This window comes from Mucilaginibacter sp. P1_D10, assembly GCF_056406215.1.
Window position 1 is genome coordinate 372,149 of the sequence record NZ_JBFUAP010000001.1, and the last position, 15,084, is coordinate 387,232.

13 protein-coding genes are annotated in these 15,084 nt (G+C 48.7%); 11 read left to right on the forward strand and 2 right to left on the reverse strand.

What is annotated here, in order from left to right; translation table 11 throughout:
• The first annotated feature begins 6 nt into the window (after positions 1-6).
• The 6 genes from atpB (at position 7) to atpG (ending at position 5,208) form a co-directional block, all read left to right on the forward strand.
• Positions 7-1,077, forward strand: coding sequence for a F0F1 ATP synthase subunit A (atpB, locus tag AC1DYT_RS01640; RefSeq protein WP_477467915.1), 1,071 nt, complete (start codon positions 7-9; stop codon positions 1,075-1,077).
• Positions 1,078-1,123: 46 nt separating this feature from the next.
• Positions 1,124-1,333, forward strand: coding sequence for an ATP synthase F0 subunit C (atpE, locus tag AC1DYT_RS01645; protein WP_299502200.1), 210 nt, complete (start codon positions 1,124-1,126; stop codon positions 1,331-1,333).
• 101 nt (positions 1,334-1,434) lie between these two features.
• Positions 1,435-1,929, forward strand: coding sequence for a F0F1 ATP synthase subunit B (atpF, locus tag AC1DYT_RS01650; protein ID WP_477467916.1), 495 nt, complete (start codon positions 1,435-1,437; stop codon positions 1,927-1,929).
• Positions 1,930-2,022: 93 nt separating this feature from the next.
• Positions 2,023-2,571, forward strand: a complete 549-nt coding sequence (gene atpH, locus AC1DYT_RS01655) for an ATP synthase F1 subunit delta (protein WP_477467917.1) — start codon at positions 2,023-2,025, stop codon at positions 2,569-2,571.
• Positions 2,572-2,604: 33 nt separating this feature from the next.
• Positions 2,605-4,179: a F0F1 ATP synthase subunit alpha gene (gene atpA / locus AC1DYT_RS01660; RefSeq protein WP_477467918.1), complete on the forward strand. Its 1,575-nt coding sequence runs from the start codon at positions 2,605-2,607 to the stop codon at positions 4,177-4,179.
• Between the two features lie 123 nt (positions 4,180-4,302).
• A complete protein-coding gene (atpG, locus tag AC1DYT_RS01665) occupies positions 4,303-5,208 on the forward strand; it encodes an ATP synthase F1 subunit gamma (RefSeq protein ID WP_477459687.1) in 906 nt (301 codons plus the stop codon).
• 215 nt (positions 5,209-5,423) lie between these two features.
• Here atpG and AC1DYT_RS01670 read toward each other — a convergent pair whose 3' ends face one another.
• Positions 5,424-5,897 (reverse strand): SRPBCC domain-containing protein, encoded by a 474-nt coding sequence (locus AC1DYT_RS01670; RefSeq protein ID WP_477467919.1) that lies wholly within the window; start codon positions 5,895-5,897, stop codon positions 5,424-5,426.
• Between the two features lie 152 nt (positions 5,898-6,049).
• Between AC1DYT_RS01670 and AC1DYT_RS01675 the strand changes: the two genes are divergently transcribed.
• The 5 genes from AC1DYT_RS01675 to ftcD all read left to right on the forward strand — a co-directional run bounded on the left by AC1DYT_RS01675 (position 6,050) and on the right by ftcD (position 12,894).
• A complete protein-coding gene (locus AC1DYT_RS01675; protein WP_477467920.1) occupies positions 6,050-6,553 on the forward strand; it encodes a MarR family winged helix-turn-helix transcriptional regulator in 504 nt (167 codons plus the stop codon).
• Complete coding sequence (hutH, locus tag AC1DYT_RS01680; protein WP_477467921.1) at positions 6,546-8,105, forward strand: histidine ammonia-lyase; 1,560 nt, start codon at positions 6,546-6,548, stop codon at positions 8,103-8,105. Before AC1DYT_RS01675 ends, hutH begins: the two co-directional genes overlap by 8 nt.
• A complete protein-coding gene (hutU, locus tag AC1DYT_RS01685) occupies positions 8,083-9,756 on the forward strand; it encodes a urocanate hydratase (protein WP_477467922.1) in 1,674 nt (557 codons plus the stop codon). Before hutH ends, hutU begins: the two co-directional genes overlap by 23 nt.
• Before the next feature lie 221 nt (positions 9,757-9,977).
• Positions 9,978-11,213 carry an imidazolonepropionase gene (gene hutI, locus AC1DYT_RS01690; RefSeq protein WP_477467923.1) on the forward strand — a complete coding sequence of 412 codons (1,236 nt, stop codon included), beginning with the start codon at positions 9,978-9,980 and terminating at the stop codon, positions 11,211-11,213.
• 4 nt (positions 11,214-11,217) lie between these two features.
• Positions 11,218-12,894 (forward strand): glutamate formimidoyltransferase, encoded by a 1,677-nt coding sequence (ftcD, locus tag AC1DYT_RS01695; RefSeq protein ID WP_477467924.1) that lies wholly within the window; start codon positions 11,218-11,220, stop codon positions 12,892-12,894.
• A gap of 246 nt (positions 12,895-13,140) precedes the next feature.
• Here the strand turns inward: ftcD and AC1DYT_RS01700 are convergent, their stop codons facing one another.
• Positions 13,141-15,060: a glucosamine-6-phosphate deaminase gene (locus tag AC1DYT_RS01700; protein ID WP_477467925.1), complete on the reverse strand. Its 1,920-nt coding sequence runs from the start codon at positions 15,058-15,060 to the stop codon at positions 13,141-13,143.
• Positions 15,061-15,084 lie beyond the last annotated feature (24 nt).

Below are 15,084 nucleotides of genomic sequence, written 5' to 3' on the forward strand. Positions count from 1 at the left end.
TCGATTTTGAAAATAAAAATATTTACACTTTTACGAATTTGTGCCGTTTTTTTAACACTGACCGCATTTTCGATACCGGCATTTTCTGAAGAAAACCACGCTGAAGGCACCGAAAAGCCGTTTGAGCCAAGTGAAGTTATTTTAGAGCACATTGCCGATTCGCACTCCCTGCATATCATAGGCCATACCCACCTGCCGCTGCCTGTAATTGTTTATACTGATAAAGGCGTAGAAGTTTTCATGTCATCCAAATTCGAGCATGCCGAAGGTGCCGAAGAGGGCGCTGCTTTATACCAGGGTAAAAATTACAAATATGCACTGATTAAAGATAAGATTAAGATAGCTACCGAAGCCGGCGAGGTTGACGAAGCCGCCACCGCCAAACTTTATGATTTATCTATCACCCGCAACGTAGTAAGTATGTGGATGGGTATTATCATACTTTTGGTTATTTTCTTCAGCGTATCATCGGCATACAAAAAACGTGCGGGCAAAGCGCCAAAAGGCTTGCAATCTTTTATGGAGCCGCTTATCCTTTTCGTCCGCGACGATATTGCACGCCCAAACATCGGTTACAAATACCAGCGCTTTATGCCGCTGCTGCTTACCGTGTTCTTCTTTATATGGATAAACAACCTGATAGGCCTGGTGCCTTTCTTTCCGGGTGGTGCAAACCTTACCGGTAATATAGCGGTAACGCTGGTGCTGTCTGTTATCACCTTGGTGGTAGTAAACTTAAACGGCAACAAACATTACTGGGCGCACATCTTCATTCCGGCCGATGTGCCTGTTTGGATCTGGCCTTTATGGTGGGTTATCGAGCTGGTGGGCATCATATCAAAGCCCTTCGCATTGATGATACGTTTGTTTGCCAACATCACAGCGGGCCACATTATCGTACTGAGCTTAATATCGCTGATATTCGTGTTCAAATCGGTGTACATCGCGCCTGTATCGGTTGCTTTCGTGATTTTTATGGATGTGCTGGAGTTGCTGGTAGCAGCATTGCAAGCGTTCATCTTTACCTTGCTTACTGCCTTATTCATCGGCGGCGCAATTGAAGAGCATCACCACTAATTTTGTAAATAATTATATACTATATATTCACTTTAATTTTAATACAATGATTGGAAGTATCGCTGCACTTGGTGCAGGTTTATCAGTAATCGGAGCAGGTATCGGTATCGGTCAAATCGGTGGTAAAGCCGTAGAAGGTATCGCCCGTCAGCCCGAAGCTGCTTCAAAGATCCAAACTGCCATGATCATTGCTGCTGCCCTTGTTGAGGGTGCTGCTTTGTTCGGTGTGGTTGTATCTTTCCTGGGCTTGAAATAATCAACCCCGTAAAGGAAAAATCTTTAACCGTAGCCTGTTGCGATTGGCCGCAGCTACGGTTAATTTAAAAGAACTGAAAGTTTAACATTTTATATATAAAAATGAATCCATTAGTAACCCCTGATTTTGGCCTCGTAGTTTGGACCACGGTATCTTTCGCGGTATTGTTTTGGCTATTATCCAAATTTGCATGGAAGCCTATTATGGGCGCTATCGACGAGCGCGAGCGTTTCATAGAAGATTCGCTTTCTAAAGCCGAAGCCGCTAAGGACGAAATGGCCCGTTTGACCAGCGAGAACGATGCATTGCTGAAACAAGCCCGTATCGAGCGCGACGCCATCCTTGCAGAAGCTAAAAAGGTAAAAGACAGCATCATCAGCGAAGCTAAAGATGCTGCGCATAAAGAAGGTGCCCGCCAGATAGAGCTTGCCCGTATAGAAATCAACAACCAGAAAGCTATTGCAATGGCTGATGTTAAAAATCAGGTTGCAACTTTGTCGTTGGATATTGCCGAGAAGATATTGCGCAAGCAATTCGAAGATGCCAGCAAACAGGATGCCCTGGTTGCCGAGTTGTTGAAGGAAGTGAAATTATAGTTAGATATGAGATATTAGATGTGAGATTTGAGATAAGAAATTAATCTCTGGTCTCAAATCTCAAATCTCACGTCTCACATCTCAATAAAGAATATGTCAGAAGTAACAGTAGCATTAAGGTACGCAAAAGCATTGATTGACTTAGCCGCAGAGCAGAATTCTGTTGAAGCGGTTAAGGGCGATATGGAGCTGTTCCTGAAAACCGTAAAGGCAAACCCCGAGTTGGGTGCTGTTTTAGCTAACCCTATCATCTCGCACAGCAAAAAGGTAAGCATACTGGCCGCAGTGTTTGGCCCTAAAGTTAGCAAGGTAACTATCGCGTTTTTAAATATCATGGTGAATAAAGGCCGTGGCGAAGTGTTATACACTACCGCTACCGAATTTATTGGCCTTTACGATGTGAAACACCACATTACCAATGCAAGGGTTACCACCGCATCGCCGTTATCAGCAGCCAACAAAGCTAAAATGTTGGCCGATGTACAAGCAGCCATTGGCGGTACTGTTAAGTTAACCGATAAGGTTGACCCTAAACTAATAGGCGGTTTTGTGCTTACGGTTGGCGACAGGCAGGTTGATACCAGCATTGCCACCAGCTTAAAGAAATTGAAGAAAGACTTTGCACAAGCTGCAACTAAATAATATTAAATTAAAACTCTAAAATAAATTCGAAAAATGGTAGAGGTAAGGCCAGACGAAGTATCGGCAATTTTGCGTCAGCAATTAGCAGGCTTCAAGTCAGAATCTGAATTAGAAGAAGTGGGTACCGTACTCCAGGTGGGTGACGGTATTGCACGTGTTTACGGACTAACTAAAGTACAATCAGGTGAGCTGGTTGAATTTGATAACGGTTTGCAAGGTATCGTTTTGAACCTTGAAGAAGATAACGTGGGTGTGGTATTGCTGGGAAGGTCTGACGATATCAAAGAAGGCGATAACGTAAAACGTACCAATCGTATTGCATCTATCAACGTAGGTGAAGGTATGCTTGGCCGTGTTGTGGATACTTTAGGTAACCCTATTGATGGTAAAGGCCCGATCCTTGGCGAAACTTACGAAATGCCTTTAGAGCGTAAAGCTCCGGGTGTTATCTATCGCCAGCCGGTAACCGAGCCTCTGCAAACAGGTATCAAAGCTATCGACGCAATGATCCCTATCGGCCGTGGCCAGCGTGAGTTGGTTATTGGTGACCGCCAAACAGGTAAAACTGCGGTTTGTATCGATACCATCATCAACCAAAAAGAGTTTTATGATGCCGGCAAGCCGGTAACTTGTATATATGTAGCTTGCGGCCAAAAAGCCTCTACCGTTGCAAACATTGTACGCACGCTTGAAGAGAACGGCGCTATGCCATACTCTATCATCGTTGCGGCTAACGCTTCGGATTCTGCTACCATGCAATTCTTTGCGCCGTTTGCAGGTGCTGCAATTGGCGAGTACTTCCGCGATACAGGTCGCCCTGCTTTGATCATCTATGATGATCTTTCTAAGCAAGCTGTTGCTTACCGCGAGGTATCTTTGTTACTTCGTCGTCCACCGGGCCGTGAGGCTTATCCTGGTGACGTGTTTTACCTGCACAGCCGTTTATTAGAGCGTGCTGCAAAGGTAAATGCTAATGATAACATTGCTCAGCAAATGAACGATTTACCTGAGTCGATCAGGCACATCGTAAAAGGTGGTGGTTCATTAACCGCATTGCCGATTATCGAAACACAGGCAGGTGACGTATCAGCATATATTCCAACTAACGTAATCTCGATTACTGATGGGCAGATATTCCTGGAGTCGAACTTGTTCTTAGCAGGTATCCGTCCCGCAATTAACGTAGGTATCTCGGTATCTCGTGTGGGTGGTAACGCGCAGATCAAATCGATGAAGAAAGTTGCCGGTACCTTGAAACTTGACCAGGCTCAATACCGCGAGTTGGAAGCGTTCTCTAAATTCGGTTCGGACTTAGATGCTTCTACCAAAAACGTAATCGATAAAGGTGCACGTAACGTAGAGATCTTAAAGCAGGCGCAGTACTCACCGGTAACGGTTGAGAAGCAGGTTGCGATAATCTACTTAGGTACAAAAAACCTGATGCGTAACGTACCGGTTAATAAAATCAAAGAATTCGAAAGCGAATACACCAGTCAGTTAGAGGCGCGCCACCCGGAAGTGTTGGCTGCCCTTAAAGCAGGTAAATTCGACGAGCAGTTGACAGGCGTACTGGAAACAGTAGCTAAAGAACTGGCAGGTAAGTATTAATTTCAGATGTGCAGATTTCAGATGTGCAAATGATGCGCGCCTGAAATTTGCACATTAAATAAATCGTGTAATGCTGCATTCATCTGCACATCTGCACATCTAAAATTTGCACATCGTAAAAGAATGGCTAATTTAAAAGAAGTAAGAAACAGGATATCATCGGTAAGCTCTACGCAGCAGATTACCAAAGCCATGAAAATGGTTTCGGCAGCAAAGCTGAAAAGGGCAACCAATGCTATCGTACAATTGCGCCCATACGCTAATAAGTTGAAAGATTTGTTAGCGAACTTATCGGCAAGTTTAGAGGATGGTGCATCGCCATACCTGCAGGAACGCGAGCCGGTACGTGTATTGGTTGTGGTTGTATCATCAAACCGTGGTTTGGCGGGTGCGTTCAACACCAACGTTATCAAAACCGCCAATAACCTGATAGCAGAGAAATACAGCGAACAGCTTAAAGCGGGCAACGTATCTATCGTAGCTATCGGTAAAAAAAGCCAGGAATACTATCAGCGTCGCAAGTACAACGTTATCGGCAACAATAACGACTTGTACCTGGATTTGAACTTCATCAACGCATCGAAGATTACAGAATCGATAATGCAAGGTTTTATCAATGGCGATTACGACCGCGTAGAATTGGTGTATAACCACTTCCGCAACGCAGCCGTGCAATACCTGATAGCCGAGCAATTGTTGCCTGTACCAAAACCAGAAGCAAAGAAGGAAGAAGTACTGAAAACAAAAGATGCCAAGATAGAGGCACAGGTTGACTATATACTGGAACCTTCGCAAGAAGAGATAGTAGAGCAGTTGATACCTAAAAACATAAAAATACAGTTGTACCGCGCAGTATTGGATTCTAACGCATCTGAACACGGCGCACGTATGACCGCGATGGACAAGGCAACCGAAAACGCCGGCGACTTGCTGAAAGCCCTAAAACTTTCATACAACCAGGCCCGCCAGGCAGCCATCACCACCGAGCTTACCGAAATTGTAAGCGGTGCAGCAGCACTGGGTGGTTGATAGGTGAACGTTTATAAGATTCATGAGAAAGGCTTCGCGATTCGCGAAGCCTTTCTCATTTACCCCAACGTCATTGCGAGTCGCGATGGGGGCTGTGGTGAAGGGGCGACGTGGCAATCCTCGGCAAGCAGGGCGGATTTGCAAAGGACTCTGCTTGCCGAAGATTGCCGCGCTATCGCTCGCAAGGACGATTTGGTGAGTGCTTTTGCTCACTGCTAATCAAAAGCTCCTCCTTCAGGGGTTGGGGGGCTCGCCAGCTCTTTCACCTTTTCCAGCGCCTTTGGCCAAGCATCACGGAAAAAATCCATCACCCCCGTTGGGAAGCTGCCGCCGGCCAATTCTACGGTGAGCAGGGTTGTGCCGTCGTGGTTTTCCAGTGTGTAGCTTTCCGTTGCACCGTTCACCATTTGTGCGAATTCGCTATCATAGCTTTCCTCGCCATTCTTTACTTCGCCGGTGCATTTAAATACCATCAGCTTACCGGGTTCGCTTTTTTCTATTATGGCAATCATGCCGCTGCCTTTATTATCCAGGAACAGTACTTTGCTGCCTTGTTGCCAGTCGGTAACAGCGCGCGAGCCCTCACAAAAAACTTCGGTCCATTTTGGATAGTTCTCATCAGTAAAAAGTACGTCCCAAATTTTTTGAGGCAAGGCGTTTATCTCAACGTCGAATGTCAGCTTTTCCATAGGTTGAATTTTAATTGATTATAACAAAGATGCAATTTAATTGATTAGGTGATGTGGGGTAAATGCAGCCTCTTACGGTTGATTTAAGACATTTAACCGTGCTGTTAATAAATAATCCTTGCATTTATATAAGTACTTATATAAATTGCATCATGAATTTGTACCAAAGCTTAGGATACCTGGTTTTAGGCAGTCGCTTACGGCGGATGAGTGAAACTTTTTTGGCGGAAATAAACCGTATTTATCAAAACGAGGGAATCGAGTTTGAGGCAAGCTGGTTCCCGGTGTTTTACTTACTGTCGAAGAACGAGTCGCTTTCCATCAAAGAATTAAGCGAGCAAACCGAGGTATCGCACCCGGCGGCAAGCCAGCTGATTACCAACCTGAAGAATAAAAATATCGTGGAAACCTCGGTTTGTACCGATGACGGCCGCAGGCAGTTGGTGCAATTTACCGAAAAAGGGAAGGCCATTCTTAATCAAATACTCCCTATTTGGGAAGCTATTAATACGAGTATGATGGAACTTGCAGAAAGTGATGCCGTCGCTGTGCAGTTGCTGCCTGCAATCTCCGCTATGGAAAACTTATTCCGTTCGGCAGATTTCGCGAACACTGTAAGCGAAAAATTGAATTTAAACCCCGTAAGCCATGGATGAATTTAATTATGGCGTTGCGCACCTATCGATAGGTACAGCCCTTGATATCGCTTCGGGAAAAGTGAAGGGCGTTATTAATAACGAAGCGGCGGAACGAATCGCAGGGTCGTGGAAGGAAGTAGAAAAGATAGTCCAGGCACAAAAGCCTGTTTACGGCATCAACACGGGCTTTGGCCCGCTTTGCGATACCAGCATATCAGAAAAAGACACTAGCCTGCTGCAAAGCAATATCCTCAAAAGCCATAGCGTAGGCGTAGGGAAACCCATCCCAAAGGAAATAGCCAAACTAATGCTTATCACCAAGGTGCAGGCATTGGCGCAGGGTTATTCGGGCATCTCCCCAAAAACTTTGGAGCGGGTGATATGGCACATCGATAACGATGCGATACCTGTAGTACCCGAAAAAGGGTCGGTAGGTGCCTCGGGCGACCTCGCACCCCTGGCACATTTGTTTTTGCCCCTCTTGGGCTTGGGGGAGGTTTTTGTAGACGACGAAAAGCATCCCGCAGGCAAAATACTGCAGCAGCATAACTTAGAGCCGCTTATTTTAGGCCCGAAGGAAGGCCTCGCGCTTATCAATGGCACGCAGTTTATATTATCGTTCGCCATTAAAGCGGTGGAACGCCTTAACAATGCTTTAAACGTTGCCGACCTGATAGGTGCCATGTCGCTGGAGGGGCTGATGGGTTCGTCGAGACCTTTTGATGCGAGGCTGCATGCTATTCGTCCGTATAAAGGGACAAAATATGTAGCACAACGATTAGCCTCCCTCTTGGATGGCTCGGCTATTAACAAGGATCATATTAATTGCAACCGCGTGCAGGACCCTTACTCGCTGCGCTGCATGCCGCAGGTACATGGCGCATCGCGCAATGCATGGCTCCACTTAAAGGAATTGACGGAGATAGAACTCAACTCCGTTACCGATAACCCGGTTGTTTTTTCTGCGGAGGATACCATCAGCGGTGGCAACTTCCACGGGCAGCCCTTGGCTTTACCGTTGGATTATGCCACCGTAGCCGCTGCTGAGTTAGGCAACATAGCAGACCGCCGCTGCTACCTCATGAGCGAAGGCCGCTACGGTTTGCCAAAATTATTGACCAACGGCGCCGGGCTTAATTCTGGGCTGATGATACCCCAGTACACCACCGCCGCGCTGGTTACCGAAAATAAAACCCTTTGTTTCCCGGCCAGTGCCGATAGTGTGCCTACCTCATTGGGGCAGGAAGACCATGTTTCCATGGGCTCCATCAGCGGGCGCAAACTGCATATGGTGCTGGATAATATCGAATACATCCAGGCAATCGAGCTGCTTTACGCATCGCAGGCACTGGATTTCCGCAGGCCGCTTTTATCAACTCCTGTTATCGAGGCTTGCCACCAGCTAGTACGCAAGCATGTGCCCTTTATCAACGAAGACCGCATTTTTGCGGAGGACATTAATGCCCTGCACAAACTCATTATAAGCGGCGAATTTCAGGCAGTTGCCGACGATGCAGCCAAAAAACATAACATCAATTTAAATAACGATGACGAGTTCGGAATTTATTAAAACATACGCCAGTCACCCGGTGTACAAAGCACCGGTAGGCAACCAACTGCACGCCAAAAGCTGGCAAACGGAAGCTCCCTTGCGTATGCTGCTAAACAACCTCGACGGACAGGTAGCCGAAAACCCCGACGAACTGGTGGTGTACGGTGGCATTGGCCAGGCGGCCCGCAACCCCGAATCGTTGAGGAAAATCATCGAACTTTTGCTGGAACTGGACGAGGAGCATTCCTTGTTGGTACAATCGGGCAAGCCGGTGGGTATCATCCGTAGCCATCCGCAGGCGCCTAGGGTTTTGATAGCCAACAGCAACCTGGTACCCGCCTGGGCAACCTGGGAGCATTTTAATAAACTGCGTGCGGATGGGCTGATGATGTACGGGCAAATGACCGCCGGCAGCTGGATATACATAGGCACACAAGGTATTTTACAAGGCACTTACGAAACCTTTGTGGAAGCAGGCCGACAGCATTTTGGCGGTGACCTAACCGGCAAACTTATTGTAAGCGCCGGCATTGGCGGCATGGGTGGCGCGCAACCGCTGGCTGCCACCATGGCGGGTGCGGTATTTTTAGGTGCCGATGTAGATGTAACCCGCATCCAAAAACGAATAGATAGTAAATACATAGATCGACTGACCTACTCCTACGACGAGGCAATTGCCTGGGTACAGGATGCCATGGCCAAAGGCGAAACGCTTTCGGTTGGCTTGGTGAGCGATGCCGGCGATATGCTGGAGCATTTGATAAAAGACGGCATCGTGCCCGATATGCTTACCGACCAAACCTCCGCACACGACCCATTGAATGGTTATATCCCTAACGGTTTACGTTTGGATGAAGCGCTGGACCTGCGCAAAGCAGACGCGGAGCAATACAAACGTCTCTCGCTGAAAAGCATGGCCCGCCACGTAGGGTTTATGCTGGAACTGCAAAGGCAGGGCGCTATCACCTTTGATTATGGCAACAACCTGCGCGAGTTTGCCCGGCAGGGCGGCGAGCCGGATGCCTTTAATTTCCCCGGGTTTACGCCGGCATTTATCCGTCCGCTTTTTTGCGAAGGGAAAGGGCCATTCAGGTGGGTTGCTCTCAGCGGAGACCCGGAAGATATTTATACAACAGACAGGGCCTTGATGGAAGCCTTCCCCGAAAATAAGCCGCTGATCAACTGGCTGGAGAAGGCGCAAAAACAAATCGCCTTCCAGGGCTTACCCGCCCGTATTTGCTGGCTGGGCATGGGCGAACGAGAAAAGGCTGGGCTGATACTGAATGATTTAGTGGCGACAGGTAAAGTAAAAGCCCCTATAGTTATTGGCCGCGACCATTTGGATTGCGGCTCGGTAGCATCGCCCAACCGCGAAACGGAGTCGATGAAAGATGGTTCGGACGCGGTGTCCGACTGGCCGTTGCTCAACCTGATGGCGAACACCTCGGGCGGGGCAACCTGGGTGTCATTCCATCACGGCGGCGGGGTAGGCATGGGCTACTCGCAACACGCGGGCATGGTAGTAGTTGCCGATGGCACCGACCGCGCCGCAACCTGCCTGAAACGCGTTTTGCATAATGACCCGGCGATGGGTATCTTCCGCCATACCGATGCAGGTTACGATAAAGCCAGCGAATGGGCAGACAGGTTTGGGTTGAAGGTGTGGTGATTTGAGAGTCCGAAAGTGTGAAGTCCGAAAGTCCGTAAGACGGAACTTGCCATTACGTCATTGCGAGGTACGAAGCAATCTCCCGATTAGAAGAGCGACTTGCATAGTGGACGGTGCTGCGTAGAGATTGCTTCGTACCTCGCAATGACGCGTGGTTATAACGCTGATTAACATAACGATGGATTTCAAACCCATCGCTGTGCGGAGAAAAGGAATAACAAATGAAAAAACTAATAGGCCCATTTACCCAAATACTTCCCTTAACCGGCATGCCTTTAAAAGGCGCGCTGAAGGATGAGCAATTGCATATTATCAGCAACGGTGGTGTGCTGACGGAGGGTGGGCGGATATTAGCAATTGGCGATTTTGAACAGCTGCGGCAACAAAACCCCGGGGCAGAAATAGAAGAAATTATCATCCAGCAAGTGTTACTCCCGGGCTTTATAGATTGCCATACGCACATTTGTTTCGGCGGTAACCGTGCGAAGGATTACGCTATGCGGATAGCAGGTAAAACCTATTTGGAAATAGCTCAAAGCGGCGGGGGGATATGGGATACAGTTGGGCAAACGCGGCTGGCAACGGAATGCGAACTGGAAGATTCATTGGCGCAACGCGTAAACCGCCATCTGGCAGAAGGCGTAACCACCATCGAAGTAAAAAGCGGCTACGGTTTAAGTTTGGCAGAAGAGCTAAAGCAGTTGCGTGCGATAAAGGCGGCGTCTTTAAAAACCAAAGCAAAGTTGGTTCCCACCTGCCTGGCCGCACACATGGTGCCGAAAGATTTTAATGGGTCGCAAAGCGAGTATTTGGAATATGTGCTGAATGAATTACTACCTATAATAAAGTTGGAAAACCTTGCCGGGAGGGTAGATATATTTATTGAAAAAAGCGCTTTTGGCGCAGAAAATTCTTTGTTTTACCTGAATAAAACCAAAGATATGGGTTTTGATATCACCGTGCATGCCGACCAGTTTACAGCAGGCGGCAGCAGGGTAGCTGTTGAAACCGGTGCACTATCTGCCGACCATTTGGAAGCATCCGGCGAAGCCGAAATAAAACAATTGGCCAATTCCAATACCGTTGCGGTAACTTTGCCCGGCGCATCCTTAGGGTTGGGGATGCAGTACGCACCCGCCCGCAAACTGCTGGATGCCGGTGCCTGCCTTGCCATAGCCAGCGACTGGAACCCCGGCTCGGCCCCGATGGGCGACTTGCTGATGCAGGCGGCCATAATGAGCGCCTCCGAAAAATTAACAACAGCCGAAGTATTTGCGGGATTAACCTATCGCGCTGCCGCAGCTTTAAAAATAACAAACCGTGGTATATTAGCACCAGGAATGCTTGCCGATATGCAAGCCTACCCCTGTGCCGACTACCGCGAAATACTATATTACCAGGGGAAATTGAAACCGTCCACAGTATGGACCAGCAGCAATGACCCAATGACTCAATGACCCAATGAATAAACTAATAGAATGCGTACCCAATTTTAGCGAAGGCGTAAACCTGGCTATCATCAAACAAATAACCGACGAGGTTGAATCGGTAGAGGGCGTTCGCCTGCTGAATGTTGACCCCGGTAAGGCCACAAACCGTACCGTAGTAACCTTTGTAGGCGAACCATCGGTGGTGATACAGGCTGCGTTTTTGGCGATTAAAAAGGCCGGCGAGCTTATTGATATGAGCAAGCAGAAAGGCGAACATCCCAGGATGGGCGCTACGGATGTTTGTCCGCTGATACCCATTGCCAACATTACGATGGAGGAAACGGCCGAATACGCCAGGCAACTGGCCAAACGAGTGGGTGAGGAATTGCAGATACCGGCGTATTTGTATGAGTATGCACAGCCGGATAAAAGCCGCAGCAACCTATCGATCATCAGGGCGGGTGAGTACGAAGGTTTTTTTAAGAAGATAAAACTGCCGCAATGGAAACCGGATTTTGGCCCGGCAGAGAATGATGTAAAACGGGGTGCAACCGTAATTGGCGCACGCGAATTTCTGATAGCCTATAACGTAAACCTGAATACCACCAGCACCCGCAGGGCAAATGCCATTGCCTTTGACGTGCGCGAAGCCGGTCGTGTAATGCAGGAAGGCGGCAAGGTTGTGAGCGATGAGAACGGTAAGCCGAAAAGCATCCCCGGCTCGCTAAAAAGCGTAAAAGCCATAGGCTGGTATATTGAGGAATATGGCGTGGCCCAGATCTCCATGAACCTTACCAATATCGAGGTTACACCCATACATATCGCCTTTGATGAAGTTTGCAAAAAAGCAAATGAACGCGGCATCCGTGTAACCGGCAGCGAACTGGTGGGGCTGATCCCATTGAAGGCCATGCTGGATGCCGGTAAATATTTCCTGCGGAAGCAACAGCGCTCGGTAGGGGTGAGCGAGGCGGAACTGATCAAGATAGCCATTAAATCGATGGGGCTGGATGAGTTGGGGCCATTTAATCCGGGCGAGCGTATTATTGAATACTTATTGCAGGATGCCGGAGCGGGCAAATTAGTAGGCATGACCTTAACTGCGTTCGCCGACGAAACCGCGAGCGAAAGCCCAGCACCGGGCGGTGGTTCCATTTCGGCTTATATGGGGGCGTTGGGGGCTTCGCTGGCTACGATGGTGGCCAACCTGTCGTCGCACAAAAAAGGCTGGGATAACCGCTGGGAAGAGTTTAGCAACTGGGCGGAGCAGGGGCAGGTTTATAAAGACGAATTGTTAAGACTGGTTGACCTGGATACTGCGGCGTTCAATAAAATTATGGAAGCATTCAGCCTCTCGAAAGGTACTGATGAAGAAAAGGCAACCCGCGATAGAGCTATACAGGATGCTACCAAATATGCCATAGAAATACCTTTTAAGGTAATGCAAACCGCGTTTGAAAGTTTGACGCTGATAAAGGCAATGGTAGAAACAGGTAACCCAAATTCTGTTAGCGATGCGGGTGTGGCCGCCCTTTGCGCCCGTTCGGCAGTATTGGGTGCCTTTATGAATGTAAAGATAAATGCTTCGGGTTATAAGGATAAGGCATTCGTGGATGATATTTTGAATAAGGGAGAGCATCTGGAGCAACAGGCCATTGCTGCCGAGGCAGAAATAATTCGGTTGGTTAATGAGAAGATAGGTTTGTAGAGGCGCAATATTTTGTGTCTTCAATAAATATTTTTTAACCATGTCATTGCGGGGCACGAAGCAACCTCATAAGACAGGTGGCAAACTTTGCAGGCCGGAATGTCCTATGAGGTTGCCGCGCTATCGCTCGCAATGACACGGTGGTTTAAAGGTAGAGATGCAAAATATTGCGTCTCTAGGAAAACAAAAAAGAGGCACGGTTGCCCGTGCCTCTTTGGATATATGTGAGATTTAGTTGATTTCTCCTTAGTAATGATACCTCACAAACGCCTCCATGGCTGCATATTCCGCCATGCCGAGTTTGTCGTAATTAACGGCAGTTTCGCGGTTGCGGTCTTCGGCGCGCACCCAAAACTCGCGGGCATCATCGCCGGGGAACACGGGGCGGTCCTTTTGCGATTGGTGCTTGAAGATGGCATCGCGCTTGCGCAATACCTCTGCAGGCGAAAGTGGCACCGCCATCTCAATTTCGTGGGTAGCGAACTCGTGCCATGCGCCGCGGTACAGCCACATCCAGCAATCTTTTACCCAGTCCTCGGTTTCTTTGAGGCGGGTCAAAGCAGCCAGGATGATGTTGAAGCAAACGATATGCGTCCCGTTCGGGTCGGCGAAATCGCCTGCGGCGAATACCTGCTGGGGTTTTACTTTTTGCAAAAGTTCCATGGTTAATAGGATATCCTCTTCGCCAACAGCGTTCTTTTTGGTCTTTCCCGTTTCGTAGAAAGGCAAAGCCTGGAAATGGATATTGCTGTCGGGCACGCCCGCGAACCTTGCGCCGGCGATGGCCTCCGTCTTGCGGATGAAACCCTTCACGTTGCGTATCTCCTGGGTATCTATCTGGTTGGGCAGTTTGTTCTCGATGAAGTGGCGCATCTCGCCATATAATTTCTTCAGTTCCGATGCATCCTCGCCAACGCTTTCTTTGAAATCGATGGCAAACTCTACGTAGCGCAGTACGTCATCATCCCAAACGGCGGTATTGCCCGATGTCTGGTAAGCTACATGCACATCGTGCCCCTGGTCTACAAGCCTAATAAAAGTGCCGCCCATAGATATCACATCATCATCCGGGTGTGGGGAGAACACGATAGAACGCTTGCGTGCCGGTTCTGCACGCTCCGGCCTTTGACTGTCATCTGCACCCGGCTTGCCGCCCGGCCAGCCGGTGATGGTATGCTGTATCTGGTTAAAGATATCGATGTTGATATCGTAAACAGGCCCCTGCTCTACGGCCAGCTGCGCCATGCCATGGTTGTTGTAATCTTCTTCGGTCAGCTTCAGTATCGGCTTGCCTACGGTGCAGGATAGCCAAATCACTGCTTTCTTCTTCAAACTGTTGTCCCAAACGCAATCTTTCACCAACCATGGCGTATCGAAGCGGGTTAAACCCGATGCTGCACCTTCGTCCAGCACGAACTCCACATGGTCGGATAGTTGCAAGAAGGTCGCAGGGACATCACCGGAAATTTCCCCTTCTACGGCCTTACGTATAATGGATGCTTTCTTCGCGCTCCAGGCCATCAGGATGATCTCCCTTGCCTTGAATATGGTGCCAACGCCCATGGTGATGGCTTTGGTAGGCACGTTCTGCTTGCCGCCGAAATCGCGCGAAGCATCGCGGCGGGTAAGGTCGTCCAGCGTCACCAAACGCGTGCCCGAGTTAGGCGCGGAGCCCGGCTCGTTGAAGCCGATGTGGCCGGTACGGCCGATGCCCAGTAATTGCAAATCCAGGCCGCCAAGTTCCGACAACTGCCTTTCGTAATCCAAACAGAAAGCGGCGACGTCTTCCTGTGCCAAAGTGCCATCGGGAATATGTACCAGGTTTTTATCGATATCAATATGGTCGAAGAGGTTCTCATTCATGAAAGTGACGTAGCTTTGGGCGGCATCAGGCTTCATCGGGTAGTACTCATCAAGGTTGAAGGTGATCACATCCTTAAAAGAAAGCCCTTCTTCCTTATGCAGGCGGATGAGCTCGGCATAAACGCCGATAGGCGTAACGCCGGTGGCCAAACCCAAAACGGTTTGTTGCCCCAAAGCCTGCTTGCCGCGAATCAAAGCCGCTATCCTCGCCGCTACCGCCAGCGATGCCGCTTTCTGGTCGGCATAAACGCTAACCGGCAGCTTCTCGTACCGTGTCTCTTCCAGTAAATTTAATCTTGCCATAAAAATTCCGATATATTTTGCTTG

What these genes read in the sequence shown, in the direction of transcription:
- atpG (WP_477459687.1), top strand. Translation starts at nt 4,303, where the DNA reads ATGGCTAATTTAAAAGAAGTAAGAAACAGGATATCATCGGTAAGCTCT.
- atpE (WP_299502200.1), top strand. Translation starts at nt 1,124, where the DNA reads ATGATTGGAAGTATCGCTGCACTTGGTGCAGGTTTATCAGTAATCGGA.
- ftcD (WP_477467924.1), top strand. Translation starts at nt 11,218, where the DNA reads ATGAATAAACTAATAGAATGCGTACCCAATTTTAGCGAAGGCGTAAAC.
- atpH (WP_477467917.1), top strand. Translation starts at nt 2,023, where the DNA reads ATGTCAGAAGTAACAGTAGCATTAAGGTACGCAAAAGCATTGATTGAC.
- AC1DYT_RS01670 (WP_477467919.1), bottom strand. Translation starts at nt 5,897, where the DNA reads ATGGAAAAGCTGACATTCGACGTTGAGATAAACGCCTTGCCTCAAAAA.
- atpA (WP_477467918.1), top strand. Translation starts at nt 2,605, where the DNA reads ATGGTAGAGGTAAGGCCAGACGAAGTATCGGCAATTTTGCGTCAGCAA.
- AC1DYT_RS01700 (WP_477467925.1), bottom strand. Translation starts at nt 15,060, where the DNA reads ATGGCAAGATTAAATTTACTGGAAGAGACACGGTACGAGAAGCTGCCG.
- hutI (WP_477467923.1), top strand. Translation starts at nt 9,978, where the DNA reads ATGAAAAAACTAATAGGCCCATTTACCCAAATACTTCCCTTAACCGGC.
- hutH (WP_477467921.1), top strand. Translation starts at nt 6,546, where the DNA reads ATGGATGAATTTAATTATGGCGTTGCGCACCTATCGATAGGTACAGCC.
- atpF (WP_477467916.1), top strand. Translation starts at nt 1,435, where the DNA reads ATGAATCCATTAGTAACCCCTGATTTTGGCCTCGTAGTTTGGACCACG.
- hutU (WP_477467922.1), top strand. Translation starts at nt 8,083, where the DNA reads ATGACGAGTTCGGAATTTATTAAAACATACGCCAGTCACCCGGTGTAC.
- AC1DYT_RS01675 (WP_477467920.1), top strand. Translation starts at nt 6,050, where the DNA reads ATGAATTTGTACCAAAGCTTAGGATACCTGGTTTTAGGCAGTCGCTTA.